Here is a 24,437-nt window from a genome sequence, read left to right as displayed (position 1 = left end):
CTGTTGCGCGCTAACGGACTATTGTGCGGTATAGGCTCCATCGACAAGGTGGTAGCTTCCGTTGATGAAGCTCGCGCGATCGGACAGAAGGAAACAGGTCAGGGCCGAAACCTCCTCGGACGTGCCCAGCCGCCCGATCGGATGCAGCGAGGCCAGCTGGCCCAGCACCTCGGACGACAGGTTCTTTTCCAGAAGCGGCGTGTTGATGAAGGCCGGCCCGACCGAGTTGATGCGGATGCCCTTGGCGGCATATTCCATCGCCGCCGTGCGCGTCAGGCCCAGCACCGCATGCTTGGCCGCCACATAGGCCGAGGCGTTGGCAAAACCGACCGTGCCAAGGATCGAGGCCATGTTCACGATCGCCCCGCCCCCCGCACGTTCAAGCGCCGGGATCTGGGCACGCATCCCGTAGAACACGCCGTTGAGATTGACGTCGATCACCTTCTTCCAGCCTTCAAGCGGGTATTCCCCCACCCGAGCCGAGGGGCCGCCGATGCCGGCATTGTTCACCGCCAGATGCAGCGCGCCGGTCTGCTGTTCGGCAAAGCCAACAAGGCGTTCGTTCGCCTCTGCATCAGCCACATCGGCCACGAAGACATCGGCCGCCCCACCCTTGGCGCGGATCGCTTCCGCGACACGGGTCGCAGCCGCTTCGTCAAGGTCGCTGACGATGACATGGGCACCCCCGGCAGCCAATTCGGCCGCGATTGCAGCGCCGATCCCCGATCCCGCGCCCGTGACGACTGCGGTCTTGCCCTGGAACTGGTCATTCATCGATCCGATCCTTCTCTTGCGGTTCAACCCGAGGCTAGGGATCCAGGAGCACAACTGCAAGTATCGGCCCCGCGTCACGTGATCGCGCGCGTGGATGCGGCATCTGCGGACTTGTCACGGCCTTGGCCAAAAACCATATTCTGCCATGCCTCGGGATGGTTCAGGTCCGATGGTTCAGTCAGGAGGTTCGGCATGGGGTACACCCGCACAGCGATACTGATGGCCGCGATGACCGCGCTGTTCATGGGCGTCGGGCTTCTGATCGCCGGGGAAAGCGGCTTGATCATCGCCCTGGTGGTCGCGGGCGGGATGAACCTTTACGCGCTTTACAACTCGGACAAGGCCGTGTTGCGCATGCACAACGCGCGCGAGGTGGATGAACGCAGCGCCCCCGATCTATGGCGTATGGTCCGCGATCTGGCCCGGAACGCCGAAATGCCGATGCCGAAGGTCTTCATCATCGATACGCCACAACCCAATGCCTTTGCCACCGGTCGAAACCCGGAGAATGCCGCCGTGGCAGCGACCACGGGGCTCCTGCAAAGCCTCAGCCGCGAAGAGATCGCGGGTGTGATGGCACATGAGCTGGCCCATATCCGCAACCGTGACACGCTGATCATGACGATCACCGCGACCTTTGCCGGTGCGATCTCGATGCTGGCCAACTTCGCTCTGTTCTTCGGCGGGAGCCGCGACCGGCCGATGGGGCTTGCGGGGACGCTTGCCGTGATGATCCTTGCCCCGCTGGCGGCGGCCCTGGTTCAGATGGCGATCAGCCGCTCGCGCGAATACGAGGCTGACAGGGTCGGTGCCGAAATATGCCGGCAGCCGCTCTGGCTGGCTTCCGCGCTGGGCAAGATCGATGCCATGGCCCAGCGCATCGACAACAACAGCGCCGAACGCAATCCCGCCACCGCGCATATGTTCATCATCAACCCGCTGCACGCCCATGCGCATGACAAGCTGTTTTCGACGCATCCGAACACCGCGAACCGGATCGCGGCCCTGCGGCAGCTTGCTGGGGGCGCGAGGCCGCGGGTTCAGCCCTCCCCTGCTCCCGAGAGGACAAGCGGCTTCCCGCGGTCCGGCCGCCGCACCGGCCCCTGGACCTGACAGGCCGCAGCCCCGCACCCGCGCACGAAAGCTGTTCTGCCGCGCCTTTCCTATCGCGCCAGCACCAGTTCGGCGCGCAGCCCTCCGAGGTCGCTTTCGCCCAGACGGAGGGTGCCGCCATGACCACGCGCAATATCCAGCGCGATCGACAGGCCGAGTCCCACCCCCGAGCCCCGGTTCTGGTTTCGGGCCTCATCCAGCCGGGTGAAGGGGCGCAGGGCGAGCGGGCGCTGATCGGGGGGAATACCCGGCCCGTCGTCATCGACCGTGAAACGCAGCGCCCGATCGGTGACGGTCAGGCTCAGCTCTGCCCGGTTGCCATAGCGCACCGCATTTCCGATCAGGTTCTCGAGCGCCCGCTCCACGGCCTTGGGGCGCAGGACGACCCGCCCCGTCGGATCAAGCGCCCGCAGATGCACGTTCTGACCACTGCGCTGCGCCTTGTCGACCACGCGCTGCAGCAGTTCTGCCGGATCAATCTGTTCGGGGTCGTCCAGCGCATCGCCGCGCGAAAAGGCCAGAAACGCATCCAGCAGATGCTCCATGTCGGCGACATCCTCAAGCAGGGCATCCGTCTCCTCGCTGGGTTCCAGCATCGACAGCCCCAGCTTCAGCCGCGTGAGCGGGGTGCGCAGATCGTGGCTGACACCCGAAAGCATCAGCGTGCGCTGTTCGATCGCACGCTCGATCCGCGCGCGCATGTCCAGGAACGCATGACCGGCCGCGCGCACTTCGGTCGCTCCGCGCGGCCGGTACGGCACCGACCGCCCCTTCCCGAAGGCGGCAGCCGCTTCGGCCAGCTGGCGGATCGGGCGCAGCTGGTTTCGCAGGAACAGATAGGCGATCAGCGTCATCAGGATGCCGGTGCCGATCATCAGAACCAAAAGCTGATGCGGGTTAGATGCCGAAACCCGGTTGCGCGACAAGGCGACCTGCATCGGCCCATGCCGGGTGTTCATCAGCAGCTCCACCCGCCGGATGTCAGTGCCAAGATCGACCGCTAGCACCTCGGGCAACCAGAAGTGCAAGGTGGCCGACACCTGGCGGCCAGAGAAGTCATAGAAACGTCTGGATTCGATGATGCCCTCGCCGCTGGGAAGCGCAACCTGAAGCGCAAGCGGTCCGGTCACCGGCATCAGTCGCGCCTGTGCCGTGGCAAGATCCGGCGCGGTGTTGACCAGTTCCAGCAGATAGTCCACCTCCAGCACGATATTGCCGGTCATCTGCTGGGTGACGCGTTCGAAATGCCGTTGAATGAAGGTCACGGACACGACAAGCTGGATCGTGACGATGGGCACGATCAGGATAAGCGCGGCGCGGCCGTAAAGCCCGCGTGGCAAAGGACGTTTGAGCCAGGCAAGGTTCATGCCGGCACCCTAGCCGCGCCCAGACAGCGAAGGAAGAGCCAGATGCAGCCCCGTCCGGGTTTTCATCCCCTCCCCGATCCAGTTCCCGGCCTGCGCGCCCTTGTTGCGCCCAACCCCTCGCCCATGACCGGGCCGGGCACCAACACGTGGCTACTGGGCGAGGGCGAGGTCGCGGTGATCGATCCCGGCCCGGATGAACCCGCACATCTTGACGCGATCCTGCGGACGTTGAAGCCGGGCGAACGGATCACGAAGATCCTCGTGACCCATGCACATCTTGATCACTCCCCGCTCGCCCGCGCGCTGGCCGAAACGACGGGCGCGCCGGTTCTGGCCTATGGTCCCTGGGATGCAGGCCGCAGCGCACGCATGGCGGCGCTGGCCGAGGCCGGCATCGGCGGCGGCGAAGGGGTCGATCACGGCTTCATACCGGATGAGGCACTGCGCGACGGGGCGCAGGTCGGCTTTGGCCGCGAACAGCTCACCGCCTTCTGGACGCCGGGGCATTTCGGCAATCACATGTGTTTCGAATGGCGCGGGATGATCTTCAGCGGCGATCTGGTGCTGGGCTGGACCAGTTCGCTCGTCTCCCCGCCCGATGGCGACATGGGCGCCTATATGGCCTCGCTCGGCCAGCTTTCGATGCGTCCGGCAGCTCGGCTGCTGGCTGGTCATGGCGCCGCAATCGACGCACCCCAGGCACGTATTTCCGAGTTGATCGCACATCGCCGCGGTCGCGAAGCCGCGATCCTTGCCGCTCTTGCCTACGCGGCACATACGCCCCGCGCCATCGCCGAGCGGCTTTATACAGATATCCCGCCCGTGATGATGCCCGCCGCCGAGCGAAACGTGCTTGCGCATCTCCTTGATCTGGAGGAACGCGGCCTTGTCCACCACACAGCCCCCTTGCCGGGCCCCATGGTCCCCTTTTCTCGCGCCCGATGAAGCCTCACCCGCCACGTTGCGCTGCCTCCCGCGCGACGGCTTTTCCAGTGATCGAAAAACTTCACAATCCCTCTGGACGCCCCCGGAATCGCTTGCTATATCGCCCCCGTGTTCCGGCGTAGCTCAGCGGTAGAGCAGTTGACTGTTAATCAATTGGTCGTAGGTTCGATCCCTACCGCCGGAGCCAAAAATCTCTGAGAGGCCCGCGATTTAAGAGCAAGCCCCCTCGCGGGGGCTTTTCTCGTTCCAGCATTGGGGAACACGGGGGGGGGGGGAACAGGTCGAAGGCGGGGGAACGCGCCCAACGCCGCTGATGAATCAGGCTGCTCGGCCCGCTTCAGGGCCGCATATGCGCGCCCAAGGTGTTGCCGGGCGAAAGCGCCCGCTCTGCCGCCTGGAAGGGGTTAGGGCCGGGAACATTGCCGCCCTCGGTCGGTGCCCATCCTGCGACGGCGCCCGAGGTTGCAACCGGCCATTCGACCAAAGCTTGCGAGATGTTGACCGTCTGCACGCCGAGCTGCGATGCCACCGAGGCCGGGAACAGCCGGTCAATGATCGGGCGGGTTTCTACCGGGTTCGGCACCAGCGCGGGGACCGTGTCGCGTTGTTCCAGCGCCTCGAAGGGAACCGGGATGCCACGGAAGCCGCCTTGCGCGCGCATTTCCCGGACAACCTCGGCCGTCTTGCCCGTCAGCGCCCGGCCCTCGTCCAGGGCCAGCACAACCTGCCGCAGCTCGAAGCCCGCGACCAGATCCGCGAACTGGCGGTCAGAGCGGGTTTCCGGATCGGCCCCGGCCTCGCGCCGTTTGGTGTCCTCGGCAGTGAGAGCCGCGCGATAGCGGGATGCGTTCGACCATCCTTGATGAAAGCGCCAACGTAACGTCGCTCATCCGATGCCGATGCCGATGCCGATGCCGATGCCGATGCCGATGCCGATGCCGAGACGATTGCGCCGAACCGCGTGCCTAAATCGACGGCCTTTCTCCCACAGCCCCCGCGATCTGCGAAAAGCTCCGCGTCGCCGACCATACCGGAAGCTGGACGACAGCAACCGCCTGTTCAGCATCGCTCAGCAAATGGGACCGTGCTCCAGCACCCGAACGATGTGGACAGCCGCCAGACGGTCTACCTGTTCGCCCTGGCGAGAAGCGCCACTGCGGCAAAGCCTACGGCGATGATGAGCACTGCGGCCGGGGCGGCTTCGGTCAGGGCTTCGGTGCTGGCGCGTCCGTGCACAAGGGTCGCCAGCGTGTTGTAGTTGAACGGGCGCAGCAACAGCGTTGCCGGAAGCTCTTTCACGCAATCGACAAAGACCAGAAGAAGAGCCGTTCCGACCGAGCCCCGCATCAGCGGCAGGTAGACGCTGCGCAAAACCCCCGCCCGGCTTTCGCCAAGCGACCGGGCTGCCATCGGCAGACTCGGCGAAATGCGCCCGAAGGCCGCGTCCGTGGCGCCCTGTGCAATGGCAAAGAAGCGGACCGAATAAGCCAGCACCACCGCAAATGCCGACCCCGTCAGCATCAGGCCCGGGTCGCGCCCGGTGATCCAGGCCACCGCATCCGCAAGACGATGATCCAGCGCGGCGAGGGGGATGAGGATACCCACCGCCAGCACGGCGCCCGGAGCCGCGTAGCCGATGGTCGTCAGCGGCAACAGGAACCTTGGCAACCTTCGGCCCGTCATCCGCACGCCATAGACCAGGAACAGGGCCGCAACCACCGACAGAACCGCCGCCGCGCCGCCCACGATCAGCGTGTTGTTCAGCGCCCGCAGAAGGCCCGGCGCCAGCCAGAGATCGGGTCGTTGCAGCGCGTGCCACAGGATCACGGCAAGTGGCAGCACGAAGCCCAGCAGCACCGGAAGAGCGCAGACAAGCGTTGCTGCCCAGGCCGCCGCGCCGGCGAGCGGGCGCCTCTCGACCGGGCGGCTTTGGCGGGCGCTTTGAAAAAAGCGCTGGCGGCGCCGGCTCAGCCGCTCGATCCCGACCAGAAGCAGGACCAGCCCCAGAATGACGGTGGCAAGCTGGGCCGCACCGCCGGGATTACCCGCGGAAAGCCAGACGCTGAAGATCCCGGTGGTCAGCGTCTGGACGCCGAAATAGCTGACAACCCCATAGTCATTGACCGTCTCCATCATCGCCAGCGCCACACCAACGGCTATGGCCGGGCGCGCAAGCGGCAGACCTACCTTCAGGAACAGCCGCCAGGGGCCGGTGCCCAAGGCGCGCGCAACTTCGTAAGAAGCACCCGATTGTTCGCGATAGGCCGCACGGGCAAGCAGATAGACATAGGGATAAAGCGCCGCAGACAGCACCAGAATGGCAAAGCCACGGGTGCGGATTCGCGGAAACCAGTAGTCCCGCGCCGATGTCCAGCCAAAGGCCTCGCGCAGCGCAACCTGAACGGGCCCCGAATATTCCAGCAGATCGACCAGCGCATAGGCCCCGACATAGGCTGGCACCGCAAGCGGAAGAAGCAGCGCATATTCAAGCAGCCGTGCCCCCGGAAAGCGGTACATCGACACAAGCCAGGCTGTCACAGCCCCGACCACTGCGGTTGTCACCCCGACCCCGGCCATGAGCACGAGCGTGTTGGTCATGTAGCGCGGCAGCGTGGTCCGCATCATGTGCGGCCAGATGTTCTCGACCGGGTTGAGCGCAAGCCAGACCACCGTGAAGATGGGCGCCAGAACGAAGGCCGCAATCACCAGCGCCCCGACCGACCAGGGGTTCAGCGCCTCGGCCGACAGGAAACGGCGCAAGGCCGAGCGGGAAGCGGGAATGTCGGATGATGCAGCCATGTAACGCGCGTTACATGAAAGCGGTTTTCCTGTCCACAAAAGCGATTATAACGGGGCACTCGGATCGCGGGAACGTCAGGAAATCGTTTTGATGCAAGTTGTTTACCATCTGGGCGCCCATTGCACCGACGCCGAGCGGCTGATGAAGTGGCTTCTCAAGAGCAGGGGCGCGGTGGCACGGGCCGGCACGGTGATCCCCGGCCCCTACCGCTGCCGCCCGGTGCTGCGCGATGCCCTGGAAACGCTCAAGGGCGCGCCAGCCAGCGCCGAGGCGCAGGAGGTCCTGCTGGACACGATCATGGATGAGGATCACGCGAGAAGGCTGGTCTTTTCCAACGAGAATTTTCTCGCGCTTGCGGCCAATGCCCTGAAGCCTACACAGATCTATCCGCGCGCCGAGGAGAAATGCGCGGCCCTTCGGGCGCTGTTTCCGCAAGAACCGACCCAATTCTTCCTTGCGATCCGCAATCCCGCCACATTTCTTCCGATGCTTTTCGCCAAGGAACGGGGGCCGGATCAGGCACTGGCGCTGTCGATGACCGATCCGCGCGACCTGCGTTGGTCCGATACCGTGCGCGCGATCCGACGCGCCTGCCCGGATGCGCCAGTGACAGTGTGGTGTGATGAGGACAGCCCGCTGGTCATGCAGGATGTGCTTGCGGCGATGACCGGCATCGACGACGACACGTTGTTCGATGGATGTTTCGAAGTGCTCGAGGGGCTGATGACGACGGCGGGGCTCTTGTCGCTGCGCGCGGCGCTGACGCCGGGCCTGGCCGCCGCAGAACGGCACCGCATCATCGCGGCGCATCTCGCCGATCACGGCCAGCCCGAGGCTTTCGAGATCGAGATCGACCTGCCGGACTGGAACGCCGACCTGATCGCACAGCTGACGCGCGGATATGACGAGGATGTGGAGCGGATAGCCGCGCTTTCGGACGTGACCCTGATCCGTCCCTGACCGGACAGCCGGATTTCGCCCGCCACAGGGCGAGACGGATGCCCGTTCCCGCGCCCGCACGTCCGCTCCCGCCGATGTTGGGACCGACGTAAGCAGCTGGAACCCATTGCGCAAGATTCTGCGCGCGACGGGATCGGGCCCTTCCCGGTTTCAGGCGCAGGTGGCCGCGCTGTCCGCAACGCCCCCCAGCCGCATCATGTCCTGTTGTCCCGACAGATCATGGCCAGGCGCCGGCAGCAGGCGGGCTTCAGCTTGGGGATGCCGTCAGGACATGCCCAAGGCGGCCTTGTAGAGTTCGAGAACCGCTTCTTCCTCGGCGATGTCATCGGGCTGGCGCTTGCGCAGCGCGACGATCTTGCGCAGGACCTTCGTGTCATAGCCACGGCCCTTGGCTTCGGCCATCACTTCTTTCTGCTGTTCGGCGATGTCCTTCTTCTCGGCCTCAAGATGTTCATACCGTTCGATGAACTGGCGCAGTTCCTCGGCGGTGACGTTATAGGCTTCGTCGCTGATCACGTCGCTCATCGCGGGTCTCCTGATAATCCGCGCCGTTCCTAGCCTTGCCCGAGCCCGCCTTCAAGGGGCGGCAGGCCTTGTCAGCCTGCCATGCCTGAGCTACGCCCTTGACCCTGGGCGGGAACCCGCGCCCTGCGGCAGAAAGGAACGGGGATGGAATGGCTTATCTGGACAGGCGCCGCTGCGGCGCTTCTGGGGGTGGCAGGGCTGATCTGGTGTGTCGTGCTGGCGCTGGGGCTTCGCAAATCCAGCCTGCCGGAAGACGAACAGCGCCGGCGGCTGCAACGGGTGGTAATCATCAACATGTCGGCCCTGGGACTGTCGGCCCTGGGACTGGTCCTGGTGGTGGCCGGCATCATCCTGGGCTGATACGGGCGGCAGGGGGCGCCGCCACGGGTCGAAGCGCCGGCGCCCGGTCCAGCGCGTCGAATCCGCTGCCACTCCTTGCAAGGTCGGCAAGAAGCGGCACCGGCCGCTGCCCCATTGCCTGGATACGGGCGATGATGCGCTTCAACCCGTGATGATCGGCCGCAGCCAGAGGGCCGCCGCGCCAGCGCGGAAAGCCTGCAGCATGCACAAGCGCATGGTCGATCATCCAGGGCTGCACAGCCGGATCGGCCTGAAGAAGCCGCGCCGCCCCCTGCGCGGCCGCAGCCAGAACCGCTTCCCAGACGGGCATGCCTGACGCGGCATCCGGCCATGGCTCGGCGGCCGCAACGGCCCGGGCTACCGCCGATTGTTCCAGATGCCGCAGCGGCGAGGGGCTCCACCCCTCGACCCCGAGCCTTGCGTCGATTGTTGCCGGTTCGAGCCCGTCGTCCCTCATCGTCACGAGCACGCGCAGAACCTCCGCAAGCACCAGCAACACCGGTGAACCGACGGCGCTGCCAGGCAAAGCCGGCCAGCCCAGCGCACGCATCAGGCCGTAAGCCGCAGCGGTGGCGCGAGGTGGAGCGCCCTCGCTGCGGATCTCCCACAGGCGCGGCTGGCAGGCGCCAGGCACAGGGGTCATCGTCACGGCGCCAGCGACGGGTTCGGTCACGCATAGCGGAAGGCTGGCTGGCAGATGCGGGCGCAACCGTCGTGCAATATCGGCATCGCCCAGAAGCGCAAGCTCGGCCTGCCCGGCCCTGGCACTCTCGGTCGTGGCGACAAGCCGGGACCAGCTGTCCTCGATTTCGGAACCTGTGAGCCGCCCCTCCGCCTCGGCGGCATCAAGCAGTTCCGCAAGTCCATGGAGTGCTGCAAGCGCACCATCCTTCTCCGGATGATACAGGACCACACGCATTCCCGCAGCAAGCGCCGCTTGGGCCAGGTTTGCGGGCATCGCGGAAAGCAGCAACGTCTCGGGAAGATCCGCGCCCTGGGCGGCGGCATCCTGCAGCCGCGCGACGCGCTGGTCGCAAAGGGCAGCATGGCGCAGGCCGCGTGCTGCTTCCGATCGCAGGCAATCCTCGTACTGCACCCGTTCATAGGCGAGGCCCGCCTCCCATGGCAGCAGCAGCGCTGCCTCGACCGAATCGACAACCGCCCTGAGCGCCGGAAGGGCCGGCGCCCGCAATACCGCACGCGCAGCATTGACCGCGGCATGTCCCGCACGCAGATCCAGCCGATCAAGGCGCGTCGGCGCCGGGCGCGGCTGACCGACAAGCGACAGCGCGAACGCCCGGGCCGCAGCTTCATCCGGAACGACCGCATCCAGAAGGCCCAGATCCTGCGCCGCGGGCAGATCGACCGCAGGCGCCGAGAGCAGCACCCGCACAGCCGCCTCGGCACCGATGATGCGCGGCAAGCGCTGCGTCGCTCCGGCCCCCGGCGGAAGGCCAAGCATGATGTCGGGAAAGCCGAGCCGCGCATCCGCAAGGGCAACCCGATAATGCGCCGCAAGCGCCAGTTCGAAGCCTGCGCCAAGCGCCGCACCCTGCAGCAACGCTACCACCGGAACCGGCATGCGGTCGATCCTGTCGCAGAGTCGCGCAAGGGCTTCAGCCTCGGACGCATCAGGAAGCCGGTCGGGCTCGGGCCCCCAGCCAAAGCCGGGACCGCCCGATACCAGCAGAACCGCCGCATCATCAGGCGCAAGCGTCGCAAGCGCCTCGGTCAGCGCGTTGCAGCGCGCCGCGTCCAGCAGGGGCCCGATTCGCCTGGCCTGCCCTGCCCGCTCGATGAAGCGCAAAACGACCAGCGCGCCATCGCGCCCGATCCAGACCTGATCCGACATGCCTCACCCTGCTCTCGAGGACCGGAAGCCTGTTTCTGGTCAGGCCTATCCCGGTGCCCGATATAGACCGGGAAACGCGGACGGACGCAACGGGGGGCCGGCCTCAGCCTCCGCACCTTTGCGTCAGATCGGCACGTTGTTGAACATCTCTTCCAGATCGTCTTCCTGTTCGCTCTCGTGCCCGGCAACCAGGGTAGGCCTGGCCGGAAGAACCACCGCAAGCTGACGCATTTCGTCCAGAAGCGCGCGCAGCCTGTCATCTTTCGGCGCAAGGGTCTCGGCATGGTCGGCAATTTCGTTCGCCAGGCGGGCGATCCGTGCAGGTGCCTTGGTCATGTCTTCTCCTCCTTGGTTCGGGGCGCGCGTTCTGGCGCCCAGTGTCGGCAAAGCCCGGTCAGGGCGCGCAGGTCCGGCAAAAGGGTGTCCAGGGCAGCAGATCAAGCCGTTCCTCGGCGATGGCAGTGCCGCATTTGGTGCAGAACCCATATTCACCCTCGGCGATACGGGCGAGGGCTGCCTTGATCATCCGGATTTCCTGCAGGCCGGCAGAGCCCATGGTTTCCAGCACCTCATCGCCCTCGCGTTCGGCGGCTAGGTCGCTCCAGTCGCGGCTTTCGTGGCTGTCGAGTTCCTCTTCGATATGCACAAGCCGGCTGGTGAGTTCGTCAAGCCGCACCTCGAGCTGCCGCTGGCGTTCTGCGGTAGTGACGGGCATGGTATCTCCTTCGGCGTGTGCGTGACCTGTTTCGACATCCGGAAGGGTAACCGATTCTCGACGCTGCGCATATTGATTCAGGTCAAGCTATCGGACGTTTTCATATTCATATGTTGAAATATGAAAACGGCGCCGCTATATGCCCCCTGTCGCTCAACCACCACCAGAGGAGACAACATGGAACAGGCGTGGATCATGGGATTTGCGGGCGGGCTGATGATCGGGCTTGCTGCCGCGGTTTACCTGCTGGTCAACGGCAGGATCATGGGGGCAAGCGGGATCCTCGGCGGGCTCGTTGATGGCTCGGGCCGCAGCACGGCGGCGGAACGGATCGCCTTCATCCTGGGGCTGGTCGTGGTGCCTGCCCTTCTTCAGCGCACCATCTGGCCGGCGGAGACGCATATCACCGGGAACCTTGCCGCGATCATCGCCGCGGGGCTTCTGGTGGGCGTGGGGACACGGCTTGCGAATGGCTGCACCTCGGGCCACGGCGTCTGCGGGATTTCCCGCCTTTCCCTGCGCGGGATCGTCGCCACCGTCTTCTACCTGATCGCGGGCGGGGTATCCGTCCTGATCTTCAAGCATCTGCTGGGAGTCGTCTGATGCGCAATCTCTTTGCACTCCTTTCCGGAGGCCTGTTCGGAGCGGGGCTTCTGGTTTCCGACATGATAAATACCGATCGGGTTCAGGGCTGGCTGGATATCTTTGGCGATTGGGATCCGACGCTTGCCTTCGTGCTCGGGGGGGCGATCCTGCCGATGGCGATTGCCTGGCGCATTGCGGCGCGACTGCGGGCGCCGGCTCTGGGTGGGGCGTTGCCGCCGCCACCCGAACCGCGGCTTGGACGGGATCTCGTGATCGGCTCGACGCTGTTCGGTGCCGGCTGGGGCCTTGTCGGCCTCTGCCCCGGCCCGGCAATGGCGTCGATCAGCTTTGGCGGCACGGGTGGCCTTGTGTTCCTTGTCGCAATGGTGGCAGGAATGATCGTCACCCCGCCTGTCCGCCGCGCCATCGACCGCGCCGCGACGGCCTAAGGAGAACCAGATGGATATTCGCCCCCTGACGCCCGCCTATGCCGTTTCGCCCCAGATCGAGCCCGATGACATCGCGGCGATCAAGGCGGCTGGCTATACGACTGTGATCTGCAACCGCCCGGACTCCGAGATCCCGCCCGAACTGCATGCCGACGCGATCCGCGCGGCCGCCGAGGCCGCCGGGCTCACCTTCGTCGAAAACCCCGTCGTGGGCGGCGCGCTGACGATGGAAAACGTGATCGCGCAGGGCGCGGCTCTCGACCAAGCACAGGGGCCTGTGCTGGCCTATTGCGCCTCGGGCAATCGGTCGTCCATCGTCTGGGCCTTGTCACGAGCCGGGATGATGAGAACGGATGACCTGATAGGCCTGCCCGCGCGCCACGGCTACGAACTTGAGGGCCTCCGCCCGCAGATCGAGGCACTGGCCGCGCAAAGGCGCTGACAGCAGCAAAGCGCGGGCGGGACGCGCCCGGTTACAGCGTCTGTCGAACCAGCGCGGTAAAATGCTCGCCGCGCTTTTCGAAATTCGGATACTGGTCGAAGCTGGCCGCCGCAGGCGCCAGGAGCACCACATCACCGGGCTCGGCTTCGGCTGCGGCGCTGGTCACGGCGCGTTCCATTGTCTCGCAGATCTCGTGCGGCGTGCCGCCGAGCTGCAGCGCGAAATCCCGTGCCGAATGCCCGATCAGATAGGCCTTGACCACCGGGCCCAGATGCGGGGCCAGGGCGGCAATCCCGCCGTCCTTGCCCAGCCCGCCCGCGATCCAGCGGATGCGCCCGAAGGCCTGCAGCGCCTTGGCCGCGCTGTCGACATTGGTGGCCTTGCTGTCATTGACGAAGATCACGCCGTTCTTCTCGCCCACGATCTGACTGCGATGCGGCAGCCCTTCAAAGCTGTGGAAAGCCTGCTCGATCAGCTTGGGCCCGATGCCAAGGGCACGCGCGGCCGCATAGGCAGCGCAGGCATTCTGATGATTATGCGCGCCCGGAAGGCCACGGATCGCCCGAAGATCGATGGCCGCAACCTGCCGCCCCTTGCGCCATTCTGCAAGAAAGCCCTTGCGTGCGAAAACCGTCCAGCCAAAGCCCTCGAGCTTCTGCCCCGAGGAGATGCGGATCAGGCGGTCATCCTCGGGCGCCTCGGCAAGCTGATTGGCCAGAAACCGGCCCTCGGGCTCATCCACACCTACCACGGCGCGATCCGGCCCACCTTCTGCGAAAAGCCGACGTTTCGCGGCGAAATAGCCGCCCATTCCGGCATGGCGGTCCAGATGGTCCGGCGACAGATTGGTGAAGACGGCGATGTCGGGCGTCAGCGCGCGGGCAAGCTCGGTCTGGTAGCTTGAAAGCTCCAGCACCACCACCTCGCCGTCCACGGGCGGCTCGAGGTCAAGCACACCACGTCCTATGTTGCCGGCCATCTGCGTGGGACGACCCGCGACCTCGAGGATGTGATGGACAAGCGCGGTGGTGGTGGATTTTCCGTTCGAACCGGTCACGGCCACGACGCGAGGCGTCTGGTCGAACGCCTCCCAGCCGCCCATCGCCCAGGACCGGAAGAAAAGCCCGATGTCATTGTCCACCGGAACCCCGGCCATCAGTGCCTGCGCGATGATCGGATTGGGCTGGGGGTAAAGATGCGGGATCCCGGGGCTGACGATCAGGGCCGCGACATTGCGGAACGCATCTGCGCGCGACAGATCGACGGGCATGAAGCCTTCCGCCTCGGCCTTGTCACGCGCCTCGGGGCTGTCGTCCCAGACCAGCGGTTCGGCCCCGCCTGCGCGAAGGGCCCGTGCGGTGGCCAGACCTGACCGCCCCAGTCCCAGCACCGCGACGCGGCGCCCCTCATAGCCCTGAACCGGTATCATCTGTTCCCCTTGCCGATCACGACCGGACCTTGCCCCAAGCCCGGCGCCGCTTCAAGCGGTCAGCGGACCTTCAGCGTCGCCAGGCCGATCAGCGCAAGGATCAGCGAGATGATCCAGAAGCGGATCACGATCTGCGGTTCGGCCCAGCCCTTCTTTTCGAAATGGTGGTGGATGGGCGCCATCAGGAACACCCGCCGCCCCGTGCGCTTGAAGTAAAGCACCTGGATGATGACGCTCAGCGCCTCGACGACGAAAAGCCCGCCGACGATGGCAAGAACGATCTCATGCTTGGTGCAGACGGCGATCGCCCCCAGGGCACCCCCAAGCGCAAGGCTGCCGGTATCGCCCATGAAGACCGCGGCCGGCGGGGCGTTGTACCACAGGAAGCCAAGCCCGCCCCCGATCAGCCCCGCGGTGAAGATCAGAAGTTCGCCCGTGCCGGGAACATAATGCACATCAAGATACTGGGTAAAATCGGCCCGTCCGACGGCATAGGCGATCACCCCCAGCGCGCCCGCGGCGATCATTACCGGCATGATGGCCAGGCCGTCCAATCCATCGGTCAGGTTCACGGCATTGGCCGCCCCCACGATGACGATCATCGAGAATGGCACGAAGAAGATGCCCATGTTCAGAAGCACGCTCTTGAACACCGGAAAGGCAAGCTGGTTCGTCAACCCTTCGGGGTGGAAGGCCGCGGCAGCAATCCCCGCAAGCGCGGCGATCACCAGCCCCAGCGCCATCCGGACGCGGCCGGGCACGCCCTTGCTGTTGTTCTTGCTGACCTTGGCATAATCGTCGGCGAAACCGATCAGCCCGAAGCTGATCGTCACCAGCAGCACGATCCAGATATAGGGGTTGTCAAGCCGCGCCCACAGAAGCGTCGAGCAGACCAGCGCGCCCAGGATCAGCACGCCACCCATCGTGGGGGTGCCGGCCTTGCTCAGATGCGTCTGCGGGCCGTCGTCGCGGATCGGCTGGCCGTTGCGTTGCCGCCGCCGCAGCAGATCGATCAGCGGGCGGCCGAACAGGAATCCGAACACAAGTGCGGTAAAGAAGGCCGCGCCGGCACGGAAGGTGATATAGCGGAACAGGTTGAACACCCCGGTGCCATCCCCGAGTTCCGTTAGCCAGTAAAGCATCTATGCCATCCCCCGGGTCTGATCCGCGTCCGCTTGACCCAAATTGCGCAGCGCGTCAACAACAAGACTGACGTGGCTGCTTTTGGACCCTTTGACCAGCACGATATCGCCGGCATCGACCAGATGGCGCGCCCGCGCGGCCAGATCCTGCGCGCGTTCGACCCATTCGCCGCGCTGTGTCAGTGGCAGCGCCTCCCACAGGTGGCGCATTCTCGGGCCGACGCAATGAACGCGGTCCACCTTTTTCAACGCCGGATGCGCGGCAACCGCGACATGCAGCGCGCGTTCCTCCACCCCAAGTTCCAGCATATCGCCCAGCACCGCGATGCGCCGCCCCCCCGAAACGCGCCCGATCCCGTCGGCGGGCTCGGCCGCCGCCAGCACCTCGAGCGCGGCATCCAGCGATGCGGGATTGGCGTTGAAGGCATCGTCAATCAGTTCAAAGCGCAGATGGTCATCAACCTGGTCCAGCACCACGACTTCGCGCAGCCCCCGCCCCGCCGGCGGTTGCCAGAGGCCGATATCAAGTGCAGCGACCGTCAGATCGGCGCCCAGCGCCTCGGCCACGGCGAGGCAGCCCAGCGCGTTCTCGGCAAAGTGCCGCCCGGCGCTGGCCACCTTGAACAGAAGTTTGCGGCTGCCCGAGCGGGCCGCAACGACCGTGGCGTCGCGGGCAAGCGTGACCTCGCCCAGACGGAAATCGGCAGTGACTGCGCGCCCGAACAGGATCTTCTGCGCCCCGCAGGCATCGGCCTTGGCAATCAGGATCGGGCTGACCTCCAGATCGGCCGGCAGAACGGCGGTGCCCCCCGGCACCAACCCCTCGAGGATCGCGGCCTTTTCATGAGCGATGCCCTCAAGGCTCTCGAAGGCTTCCAGATGCGCCGGCGCGACCGTGGTGATCAGCGCAACATGCGGCCGCGCGAGGCGGGAGAGCGGCGCGATTTCTCCGGGGCGATTCATGCCGATCTCGATCACTGCATAATCGGCATCGGCTGGCATCCGCGCCAGGGTAAGCGGCACGCCCCAGTGGTTGTTGAAGCTCGCCTCGGCCGCATGAACCCGGCCCTGACGCCCGAGGATGGTGCGCAGCATCTCCTTGCTCGAGGTCTTTCCCACCGAACCGGTCACGCCGACGATCCGCGCCCGCGTACGTTCCCGCGCCGCGCGCGCCAGGGCTTCAAGTGCGGGCAGGACATCGTCCACGATGATCAGCGGCGCATCCGCGGCAAGGCCGGCCGGACGGCGCGAGACCAGCGCACCGGCAGCCCCCGCCGCAAGGGCCTGGGCCACAAAATCATGCCCGTCGCGCGCAGCCGTCAGGGCAATGAACAGGTCACCCGGCGCAAGGGCGCGGCTGTCGATCGACAGCCCGGTGATATCGAAATGCGCGGTGCATTCGCCACCGCAGACGGCCGCGACGTCCTGCGCAGTCCAGAGAGATGTCATCAGTAGCTTCCATCCAGGGCGGCAACGGCAACGCTGGCCTGTTCCGCATCGTCGAAGGGGAAAACGTCGGTGCCGACGGTCTGTCCGGTTTCGTGACCCTTGCCCGCGATCAGCAGTGCATCGCCCGGGCCAAGCGCATCGACCCCGCGCAGGATCGCTTCGGCCCGGTCGCCCACCTCATTCGCCTCGGGGCAGGATGCGAGGATCGCAGCGCGGATGCTCGCGGGATCCTCGGTCCGGGGATTGTCATCGGTGACAAAGACGACATCGGCATGGGCCGCTGCCGCCGCACCCATCAGCGGCCGCTTGCCGCGATCGCGATCGCCCCCCGCGCCGAATACCACCACAAGGCGGCCAAGCACATGCGGGCGCAGGCCCCGCAGCGCCGTGGCCAGCGCATCGGGCGTGTGGGCGTAATCGACAAAGACCGGGGCGCCGTTGCGGCGGGTCGCGACATGCTGCATCCGCCCGCGGACGGTCTGCAGCTGCGGCAGCACTTCGAACACCCGCTCGGGGCCCGACCCCGAGGCAATCGCAAGCCCTGCTGCCAGAAGGACGTTTTCCGCCTGAAACCCGCCGATCAGGCCCAGATGCACCTGATGAGGCGTGCCAAGCCAACCGAACCGCAGCACCTGCCCCGTCGCCTCGTGCTGCCGCGCAAGGATCCTCAGATCACAATCGACGTCCGAGCCCACGGTGATCACCTGCTGCCCCCGTCCCCGCGCGATCGCCGCCATGTCGGGTCCGCGCGGATCGTCCAGATTGATGACGGCCGTGCCGTCGTCGGGCAGGACCCGGGCAAACAGCGCTGCCTTTGCCTGGAAATAGGCGTCGAAGCTTTCGTGATAATCCAGATGGTCCTGAGTGAAGTTGCTGAACGCCGCCGCACGCAGCACCACCCCATCCAGCCTGCGCTGGTCCAGACCGTGCGAAGAGGCCTCCATCGCCGCATGGGTCACACCCGCCGCCGCCATCTCGGCCAGCAGCCGGTGCAGGGTGATCGGTTCTGGCGTGGTGTGGTTCAGCGAGGCACTGAAGGCGCCTTCAACGCCGGTCGTGCCGAAATTCGCCGCCTCATGTCCCAGCGCCGCCCATATCTGGCGGGTAAAGCTTGCGACCGAGGTCTTGCCGTTGGTCCCGGTGACTGCGACCATCACCCCCGGCTGCGCCCCGAACCACAGCGCCGCCGCATAGGCCAGGGCACCCCGGGGGTCCTCGGCCACCACCACAGGCACCCCGGCCGCGGACAGTTCCTGCCGTGCCGTCGCCGCGCCTGCCGCGTCGGTCAACACCGCCGCCGCGCCCATGCGCAAGGCATATTGAATGAACTCGCCCCCATGCAGCCGGGTGCCGGGAAGGGCCACGAACAGATGGCCGTCGCGCACGTCGCGACTGTCCACGGCAAGGCCGGTTATCCGGGCTTCCTGCCCGCCCTGTGCGCGCAGACCCAGCTCTGCCAGCGATTTGACCCGTTCCGCCATCTTGCCCGCCTTTCAGTTGCGGACGAGTGTTATCCCATCAGGTGCGACGGGTTCAATGGTCGGCCGCAAGCCCAGAAGCGGTGCCGTGCGGCGGATCATCTCGGCCGCCACGGGCACAGCCGTCCAGCCCGCCGTCCGCCGCGGCTCGGGCCCCGAGGTTTCGACGCCCTCATCCAGCGTCAGGATCAGCACATAGCGGGGATCATGCGCCGGAAAGAAGGCCGCGAAGGTCGCCATCACCCGATCCTTGTAATACCCGCCTTCGGGACGGGGCTTATCGGCCGAACCGGTCTTGCCACCCACGGCATAGCCGGGCACGTCGCCAAAGCTCGCCGTGCCGCGTGTCACCACCTGGCGCAGCATGTCGCGCATGATGGCCGATGTCTGTTCGGAGATCACCCGTTCGCCCTGTTGCGGCTGATCCTGGCGCAGCAGCGTCGGGCGGACCAGCGTGCCGCCATTGACCATTGCGGCATAGCCGGCGGCAAGGTGCAGCGGGCTTGCGGACAGCCCGTGGCCATAGGAAATCGTCATGGTCGATATGTCGGACCACTGGCGGGGCAGAAGCGGCCGGGCGCCGGGCGCCTCGCTGAGTTCGACGCCCAGGGGGTCAAGAAAACCAAGCCGGCGCAGAAACTCCTGCTGGCGCTTGCCACCCAGCATCATCGCGATACGCGCCGTGCCGATGTTGGAGCTTTTGACCATCACGTCAGTGACGCTCAATTCGGGGCCATAGTTGCGAAAATCGCGGATACGGAAGCGCCCCCAGGTCATCGGGCCGCGCGTATCGATGCGGGTAGAGGCGCTGATCAGGCCCTCGTCAATCGCCTGCGCCGTGGCAAACACCTTGAAGGTGGAGCCGAGTTCATAAACCCCCTGCACTGCGCGGTTGAACAGCGGGCTGTCCGAGGGATCGCCCTCGACAAGGGGCTGCGGCCGCGTGTTGGGGTCAAAATCGGGCAACGACACCATCGACACCACCTCGCCCGTGCGCACATCCATCAGGATCGAGGTTGCGCCCTTGGCATTCATCAACCGCATGCCGCCGTCCAGCACCTCGCGCGCGGCGGCCTGCACCGTCAGATCGATCGAAAGCTCCAGCGGGTTGGCGGCATTGTTGGGATCGCGCAGGTAGTCATCGAATTGCCGCTCGATTCCCGCAACGCCGATCACTTCGGCCGAATGCACACCCTCGCGGCCAAAGCCCGCCCCGCCAAGGATATGCGCGGCCAGCCGGCCGTTCGGATAAAGCCGCATTTCCCGCGGGCCGAACAGCAGCCCCGGATCGCCGATATCGTGCACCGCTTGCATCTGTTCGGGCGAAAGGCGCCGCTTGACCCAGACGAAGCGACGTTCGGGATCGGTGAACTGGCGCAGCAGGGTGTCGCGGTTCAGGTCGGGAAACAGTTCGGCCAGGCGCATCGCCGCGCGGGCCGGATCCACCATCTGATGCGGCTGGGCATAAAGCGAATGGGTGATGAGATTGGTGGCCAGGATCCGGCCGTTCCGGTCAACGATATCGGCGCGCTGCGCCACGATATCGGCCCCGGACGACGCCGCGCGCGGTTCTTGCGGTTCGGACGCCGCCATCAGCCCCATCCGGCCGCCGATCACGGCAAAGGCAAAGAAGAAACAGACGCCGAGCAGCAAAAGCCGGCTTTCCGCCCGGAGGCGGGCCTTGTCGCGCAGCGCCTCGTGCCGCAGGCGGAGGTTCTCGCGTTCGATCGCATCGGGATTCTCGCCGCGTTGACGGGCAAGAAGAATGCGGGCCAGCGGGCGCAGGGGCGTGCGGATCATATCTCGCTCTCCAACTCGTTGGACATCTCGTCAGGCTCGATCACGATGTCGGGCGGAAGGGGAAAGGCCACGCCCTCGACGGTGCCGAATTGCTCGGGCGTCAGAGGCAGCAGACCCAGGCGATCAAAGTTGAGATCGGCAAGCTCGCGCAGCCGCTCGGGCCGGTTCAGATAGGCCCATTCGGCGCGCTGCACGCTCAGCGCCTCGTTCAGGGCGCGGATCTGGCGGTTGAGCGCGCTGATCTCGCGCAGGGCCTGCTGGGTGCGATAGTTTTCATGATAGGCCCAATAGGCCAGCCCCATCACTCCTAGCGCCGTCAGGACGTAAAGCACCGAACGCATCAAGCACCTCCCGTCACTAGCCGCGGCAAACCCAGGGCGCGGCGGTCCGCGCGCCCCGCCGGGGCCGTGGTCCGCTCGCCCACCCGCAAGAGCGCCGAACGTGCGCGCGGGTTCTCGGCAAGCTCCTCGTCATCCGGACCGACGGCGCGTCGCGTCAGAAGGCGGAAGCGCGGCGCATCGGCGGCCTGCTCGGGGGCATAGCGGTTGGCATTGCCCCCCTGCCCCGACCGCTGCTGCAGGAACCGCTTGACGATCCGGTCCTCAAGCGAATGAAACGTCACGACGGCAAGCCGCCCGCCGGGTTTCAGTGCCCGTTCGGCCGCCTCGAGCCCTGCGACGAGTTCATCGAATTCGGCATTCACCGCGATGCGAATGGCCTGAAAGCTGCGGGTCGCCGGATGGCTCTGGCCCGGCTTGGGGCGGGGAAGACATTTTTCGACGATCCGCGCCAGTTCCAGCGTCGTCTCGAGCGGCTTTTCCGCCCGTGCAGCCACAATGGCCCGCGCGATCCGGCGCGAGGCACGTTCCTCGCCGAAATGATAAAGAATGTCGGCAAGCTCGCCTTCCGCAGCGGAATTGACCAGATCGGCCGCGCTTGGGCCGTCCTGGCTCATCCGCATGTCCAGCGGGCCGTCCTTGGCGAAGGAAAAGCCCCGCTCGGCCTGATCAAGCTGCATCGAGGATACGCCGAGATCCAGCACGACGCCATCAAGCGGCGCATCGGCATGCTGGTCCAGCTCGCTGAACCGGCCCTGAACCAGGGTCAGGCGGGGGCCGAACTCATCGGCCCAGTCGGCTGCCATCCGGAGCGCCAGGGGATCGCGGTCAATGCCGATGACCCGGTCTGCCCCCGCGGCAAGCAGGCCGCGGGCATAGCCGCCGGCCCCGAAGGTTCCGTCCAGCCAGAGGCCGTGGACGGGTGCCACCGCGTCAAGAAGCGGGCGCAGCAGAACCGGAACATGGGGGGGATGGGCGGGCCCGGCCATGGGTCAGGCCCCCGGCAGGTCGCCCAGCAGCGACAGGATGTCCGCGCCCTCGGGCAGGGCTTCAAGCTCTGCCTGCGCCTCCTGCACGAGATCGGCCTCATAGGCCGCGGGTTGCCAGATCTGGAAGGTGTCCAAGGCGCCGGCAAAGACGGCCTCGGCCGAGAGGGCGATCTTGTCGCGCAGCTTCTGTGGCAGAACGATCCGCCCGTCCTCATCCACCTCGCAGGTGTGCGACAGGGTGATCATCACGCGCTCCAGCAGACGACGGCGCGGCGTGCCGCGCGGAAGCCGGGCAATCTGCGCCTCGACCTCGCGCATGGCGGAAATGGTATAGCATTCAAGAAACTTGCGCCGCTCATCGCCATAGACGATCACGAAGCGCGGGCGCTGGCCTTCGGCCCAGTCGGGATCGCCAGCCTCCAGAACGCGCCGAAAGGGCGCGGGGATCGAAACCCGGCCCTTCGTGTCAACCTTCTGGTTGAACTCGCCTCTGAACGTTTGCGCCACGGCCTGCGGCCCTCTCGACTGTCCCGTTTCTGATCCGGGTTGATCCCGGTTTTCGATCTCGCGCCCCTGAAACGAAACGGCGGACCGGGCTGCTGCCACTGCCCGATCCGCCGCCCTCGTCCCGTTTGTCGGGGTTGCCCAGCTACGCTTGCCACCTTGGGGGGATGCTGCTCGCGCGCGCCGGATCTTCTCGTTGTGATGATGAAGCGGGTGCCTGTATGAAACCTGCTCTGGTCGCCTTGGGGTTCTTTTTTCCGCCCCTTGAGACCCGTTCACCGTCTGACATCGAGATGCCATGGGATTTCATGGGAGGCAACGGTTATTTTCGGGAAAGCGCGGCCCATGAGTCTGTAGAAGAAGATCAACTTCTGGAACAGAAGGGGATCTTAGGGCCACACATTGTGGTCGCCGCAGCCGCGAACACCAGATGTGTCTCTTGCGCCACGTTGAGAAAAATACCGTAAAATCCCACCGAATGATGGTCCCTTGGCGACGGACTGATGCAGATCGGCTACAGTCTGGCTGCTCTTCCCGTGCTCGGATGCCGCCATCCCCGCCCAGGCGGCCCAGAATCACGGGCTGAAAACGATTTTGTGATTCGGATGCCGGAACCGCGCCAGAGCCATCTCGCAAGATGCCGAGGGCCGCCCACCGGCGGCCCCTGTCGTTCCCATGAATTCCCGGATCCTGTCCGCGGGGGACGGTCGGACTGTGTGCCGCCGCCGCTCAGGCCATGCCACCCTGCACAAGCCGCGCCGCCAAGGCGCCATAGGCGTCGGCGATCGGCCCATCACCCGCCGCCACCGGCGTGCCCGCATCGCCTGCAAGGCGGACATCAAGGCTGAGCGGGATGGCTCCAAGAAACGGAAGCCCAAGCTTGCGCGCCTCTTCCTCGACACCGCCATGCCCGAAGATATGCGCCTCGTGCCCGCAGTTGGGGCAGATATAGGTGGACATGTTCTCGATCAGCCCCAGAACCGGCGTCTTGAGCGTCTCGAACATCTTCAGCGCCTTCCGCGCATCCAGAAGCGCCACATCCTGCGGCGTCGAGACGACGATCGCGCCGCTCAGACTGGTGCGCTGGCACAGCGTCAACTGCACATCGCCGGTTCCCGGCGGCAGATCAACAACAAGAACGTCCAGTTCCCCCCAGGCCACCTGCCCGAGCATCTGCTGCAGCGCCCCCATCAGCATCGGTCCGCGCCAGATCACGGCCTCGTCCTCCTTCAGCATCAAGCCGATCGACATCATGGTCACGCCATGCGCCTGCAAGGGGATGATCGTCTTGCCATCGGGCGAGGCGGGACGCTTGTTCACCCCCATCATCCGCGGCTGCGAAGGTCCATAGATATCGGCATCCAGAAGCCCGACGCGCCGCCCTTGCCGGGCAAGCGCCACCGCGAGATTGCTTGAAACGGTCGATTTGCCCACGCCGCCCTTGCCCGAGGCAATGGCCAGGATGCGCTTCACGCCTGCGACCGGCTGCGGCCCCGCCTGCCCCGTAGGGTGCCGCCCGATCTTGAGTGCCGGTGGTTCGCCCGCCGGCGCGGCTTGCGCAGGCCGGGCCTGAGCACCACCCGGGGCATGGGCCGTAAGCACCGCCGAGACCGACCGCACCCCCGGAAGCCCCCGCAGGATCTGCTCCGCCGCGGCCCGCACCGAAGACAGCGCACGCGCTTCATCAGGCGAAGATGCCTCGATCACGAAGCGAATCGCGCCATCCTCGAGCGACAGCGCACGCACGAGGTCACGGGATCCAAGCGTGCCCCCGCCGGGCAGTTCCAGTTGCTCCAGCGCCTGCAGAACCATGTCGCGCGTGGGGGTCATCGTATTCTCCTTGCCTAGACTCGGACCATAGCTTGTTGCTTATCGGGCAAAGGACAAGGGCTCATCCGAAGTTCGCCCAAGCTTCGGGCAATGGCCTGGGCAAGTGATGAAAATAGGTCAGCGTCGGTTATGCATTTGCCGCATGGCAGCATTGACGCTTTGCCGCATTGTGCACGCGCAGCATTGCGTTATGTTTGCCCTAACAGCGCAGGACACAGTCACAGCGCAACGATACAGACGACGGAGCCAAACATGGCCTATGCACATAATACTCAGGCTGGCCACGCCAGCATTCTTGACCGCGCAGCAACTCTCGTTGCCGCGGTACGGGATGCGATCGAGCGTCGCCGGGTCTATCGGCAAACTCTGCGCGAACTTAACGCGCTGTCAACCCGCGAACTGAATGATCTGGGCATCAACCGCTCGATGGTCACGCGGATCGCCCTCGAAGCGGCGATGCAGAAGTAGGTTTCCTACAGAGAACCCTAACTCCTCCCAGGGTTTTCTACTTAAACGGCGATGCGAGCTCCTCCCTGTGTCGCCGTCTTTTATTCGGGCCGAATGGCCCAAAACGGTTGCGACGGCCCCCTC

25 protein-coding genes and 1 tRNA gene are annotated in these 24,437 nt (G+C 65.8%); 9 read left to right on the top strand and 17 right to left on the bottom strand.

Annotated elements, in window-relative coordinates:
* Positions 1-18: 18 nt before the first annotated feature.
* On the bottom strand, positions 19-774 hold the full coding sequence (locus ACFQXB_RS03715; RefSeq protein ID WP_377399337.1) for an SDR family NAD(P)-dependent oxidoreductase: 756 nt from the start codon (positions 772-774) through the stop codon (positions 19-21).
* 192 nt (positions 775-966) lie between these two features.
* On the opposite strand from ACFQXB_RS03715, the gene htpX reads away from it, so the two are divergent.
* Positions 967-1,887, top strand: a complete 921-nt coding sequence (gene htpX, locus ACFQXB_RS03710) for a zinc metalloprotease HtpX (RefSeq protein WP_377399334.1) — start codon at positions 967-969, stop codon at positions 1,885-1,887.
* Between the two features lie 50 nt (positions 1,888-1,937).
* On the opposite strand, the gene ACFQXB_RS03705 is transcribed toward htpX, so the two are convergent.
* The gene (locus ACFQXB_RS03705; protein WP_377399331.1) at positions 1,938-3,254 is read right to left on the bottom strand and encodes an ATP-binding protein; all 1,317 of its coding nucleotides are present in this window, start codon (positions 3,252-3,254) and stop codon (positions 1,938-1,940) included.
* A gap of 42 nt (positions 3,255-3,296) precedes the next feature.
* Between ACFQXB_RS03705 and ACFQXB_RS03700 the strand changes: the two genes are divergently transcribed.
* Together ACFQXB_RS03700 and ACFQXB_RS03695 are read left to right on the top strand one after the other, a co-directional pair.
* Positions 3,297-4,199, top strand: a complete 903-nt coding sequence (locus ACFQXB_RS03700) for an MBL fold metallo-hydrolase (RefSeq protein ID WP_377399328.1) — start codon at positions 3,297-3,299, stop codon at positions 4,197-4,199.
* Positions 4,200-4,311: 112 nt separating this feature from the next.
* A tRNA-Asn gene (locus ACFQXB_RS03695) sits at positions 4,312-4,386 on the top strand.
* A gap of 150 nt (positions 4,387-4,536) precedes the next feature.
* Here the strand turns inward: ACFQXB_RS03695 and ACFQXB_RS03690 are convergent.
* Positions 4,537-4,920, bottom strand: coding sequence for a hypothetical protein (locus tag ACFQXB_RS03690; RefSeq protein WP_377399325.1), 384 nt, complete (start codon positions 4,918-4,920; stop codon positions 4,537-4,539).
* A 404-nt stretch (positions 4,921-5,324) separates the two neighbouring features.
* Positions 5,325-6,998: an ABC transporter permease gene (locus ACFQXB_RS03685; protein WP_377399322.1), complete on the bottom strand. Its 1,674-nt coding sequence runs from the start codon at positions 6,996-6,998 to the stop codon at positions 5,325-5,327.
* Positions 6,999-7,089: 91 nt separating this feature from the next.
* Here ACFQXB_RS03685 and ACFQXB_RS03680 point away from each other — a divergent pair, with 91 nt between their 5' ends.
* Positions 7,090-7,959, top strand: coding sequence for a hypothetical protein (locus tag ACFQXB_RS03680; protein WP_377399319.1), 870 nt, complete (start codon positions 7,090-7,092; stop codon positions 7,957-7,959).
* Positions 7,960-8,223: 264 nt separating this feature from the next.
* Here the strand turns inward: ACFQXB_RS03680 and ACFQXB_RS03675 are convergent, their stop codons facing one another.
* The gene (locus ACFQXB_RS03675) at positions 8,224-8,484 is read right to left on the bottom strand and encodes a DUF2312 domain-containing protein (RefSeq protein ID WP_377399317.1); all 261 of its coding nucleotides are present in this window, start codon (positions 8,482-8,484) and stop codon (positions 8,224-8,226) included.
* 144 nt (positions 8,485-8,628) lie between these two features.
* Between ACFQXB_RS03675 and ACFQXB_RS03670 the strand changes: the two genes are divergently transcribed.
* Positions 8,629-8,844, top strand: coding sequence for a hypothetical protein (locus ACFQXB_RS03670; protein WP_377399313.1), 216 nt, complete (start codon positions 8,629-8,631; stop codon positions 8,842-8,844).
* Here the strand turns inward: ACFQXB_RS03670 and ACFQXB_RS03665 are convergent.
* From ACFQXB_RS03665 to ACFQXB_RS03655, 3 genes are all read right to left on the bottom strand, one after another.
* On the bottom strand, positions 8,831-10,696 hold the full coding sequence (locus tag ACFQXB_RS03665; RefSeq protein WP_377399310.1) for an enoyl-CoA hydratase-related protein: 1,866 nt from the start codon (positions 10,694-10,696) through the stop codon (positions 8,831-8,833). The two genes, ACFQXB_RS03670 and ACFQXB_RS03665, sit on opposite strands and share 14 nt — an antisense overlap.
* A gap of 123 nt (positions 10,697-10,819) precedes the next feature.
* Positions 10,820-11,032, bottom strand: a complete 213-nt coding sequence (locus ACFQXB_RS03660; protein ID WP_377399307.1) for a hypothetical protein — start codon at positions 11,030-11,032, stop codon at positions 10,820-10,822.
* A 58-nt stretch (positions 11,033-11,090) separates the two neighbouring features.
* Positions 11,091-11,411, bottom strand: a complete 321-nt coding sequence (locus tag ACFQXB_RS03655; protein ID WP_377399304.1) for a TraR/DksA family transcriptional regulator — start codon at positions 11,409-11,411, stop codon at positions 11,091-11,093.
* A gap of 177 nt (positions 11,412-11,588) precedes the next feature.
* Here ACFQXB_RS03655 and ACFQXB_RS03650 point away from each other — a divergent pair, with 177 nt between their 5' ends.
* From ACFQXB_RS03650 to ACFQXB_RS03640, 3 genes are read left to right on the top strand one after another with little or no spacing between them, the layout of a single operon-like run.
* The gene (locus ACFQXB_RS03650) at positions 11,589-12,014 is read left to right on the top strand and encodes a YeeE/YedE family protein (RefSeq protein WP_377399301.1); all 426 of its coding nucleotides are present in this window, start codon (positions 11,589-11,591) and stop codon (positions 12,012-12,014) included.
* Complete coding sequence (locus ACFQXB_RS03645; protein WP_377399298.1) at positions 12,014-12,445, top strand: DUF6691 family protein; 432 nt, start codon at positions 12,014-12,016, stop codon at positions 12,443-12,445. Before ACFQXB_RS03650 ends, ACFQXB_RS03645 begins: the two co-directional genes overlap by 1 nt.
* 10 nt (positions 12,446-12,455) lie before the next feature.
* Positions 12,456-12,887 (top strand): TIGR01244 family sulfur transferase, encoded by a 432-nt coding sequence (locus ACFQXB_RS03640; RefSeq protein ID WP_377399295.1) that lies wholly within the window; start codon positions 12,456-12,458, stop codon positions 12,885-12,887.
* A gap of 31 nt (positions 12,888-12,918) precedes the next feature.
* Here ACFQXB_RS03640 and murD read toward each other — a convergent pair whose 3' ends face one another.
* The 9 genes from murD to ACFQXB_RS03595 form a co-directional block, all read right to left on the bottom strand.
* Positions 12,919-14,316, bottom strand: coding sequence for a UDP-N-acetylmuramoyl-L-alanine--D-glutamate ligase (gene murD / locus ACFQXB_RS03635; protein ID WP_377399292.1), 1,398 nt, complete (start codon positions 14,314-14,316; stop codon positions 12,919-12,921).
* A gap of 59 nt (positions 14,317-14,375) precedes the next feature.
* Positions 14,376-15,458 carry a phospho-N-acetylmuramoyl-pentapeptide-transferase gene (gene mraY, locus ACFQXB_RS03630; RefSeq protein WP_377399289.1) on the bottom strand — a complete coding sequence of 361 codons (1,083 nt, stop codon included), beginning with the start codon at positions 15,456-15,458 and terminating at the stop codon, positions 14,376-14,378.
* A complete protein-coding gene (locus ACFQXB_RS03625) occupies positions 15,459-16,907 on the bottom strand; it encodes a UDP-N-acetylmuramoyl-tripeptide--D-alanyl-D-alanine ligase (protein WP_377399286.1) in 1,449 nt (482 codons plus the stop codon). It abuts the gene before it with no gap.
* Complete coding sequence (locus ACFQXB_RS03620) at positions 16,907-18,388, bottom strand: UDP-N-acetylmuramoyl-L-alanyl-D-glutamate--2,6-diaminopimelate ligase (RefSeq protein WP_377399283.1); 1,482 nt, start codon at positions 18,386-18,388, stop codon at positions 16,907-16,909. Before ACFQXB_RS03620 ends, ACFQXB_RS03625 begins: the two co-directional genes overlap by 1 nt.
* A gap of 12 nt (positions 18,389-18,400) precedes the next feature.
* The gene (locus tag ACFQXB_RS03615; protein ID WP_377399279.1) at positions 18,401-20,185 is read right to left on the bottom strand and encodes a peptidoglycan D,D-transpeptidase FtsI family protein; all 1,785 of its coding nucleotides are present in this window, start codon (positions 20,183-20,185) and stop codon (positions 18,401-18,403) included.
* A complete protein-coding gene (gene ftsL, locus ACFQXB_RS03610; protein ID WP_377399276.1) occupies positions 20,182-20,526 on the bottom strand; it encodes a cell division protein FtsL in 345 nt (114 codons plus the stop codon). The genes ACFQXB_RS03615 and ftsL overlap by 4 nt, the downstream gene beginning before the upstream one ends.
* Complete coding sequence (gene rsmH, locus ACFQXB_RS03605) at positions 20,526-21,512, bottom strand: 16S rRNA (cytosine(1402)-N(4))-methyltransferase RsmH (protein WP_377399273.1); 987 nt, start codon at positions 21,510-21,512, stop codon at positions 20,526-20,528. Before rsmH ends, ftsL begins: the two co-directional genes overlap by 1 nt.
* Before the next feature lie 3 nt (positions 21,513-21,515).
* Complete coding sequence (gene mraZ, locus ACFQXB_RS03600; protein WP_377399270.1) at positions 21,516-22,019, bottom strand: division/cell wall cluster transcriptional repressor MraZ; 504 nt, start codon at positions 22,017-22,019, stop codon at positions 21,516-21,518.
* Between the two features lie 726 nt (positions 22,020-22,745).
* Positions 22,746-23,846 (bottom strand): Mrp/NBP35 family ATP-binding protein, encoded by a 1,101-nt coding sequence (locus ACFQXB_RS03595; RefSeq protein ID WP_377399267.1) that lies wholly within the window; start codon positions 23,844-23,846, stop codon positions 22,746-22,748.
* Positions 23,847-24,098: 252 nt separating this feature from the next.
* Here ACFQXB_RS03595 and ACFQXB_RS03590 point away from each other — a divergent pair, with 252 nt between their 5' ends.
* Positions 24,099-24,314 carry a DUF1127 domain-containing protein gene (locus tag ACFQXB_RS03590; protein ID WP_377399264.1) on the top strand — a complete coding sequence of 72 codons (216 nt, stop codon included), beginning with the start codon at positions 24,099-24,101 and terminating at the stop codon, positions 24,312-24,314.
* Positions 24,315-24,437 lie beyond the last annotated feature (123 nt).

Origin of the sequence: Halodurantibacterium daqingense, assembly GCF_042666235.1 — a bacterium.
Taxonomy (GTDB): domain Bacteria; phylum Pseudomonadota; class Alphaproteobacteria; order Rhodobacterales; family Rhodobacteraceae; genus Halodurantibacterium; species Halodurantibacterium daqingensis.
Note: the sequence above shows the minus strand (reverse complement) of the source record. Positions and strands in the feature narration are given on the sequence as shown.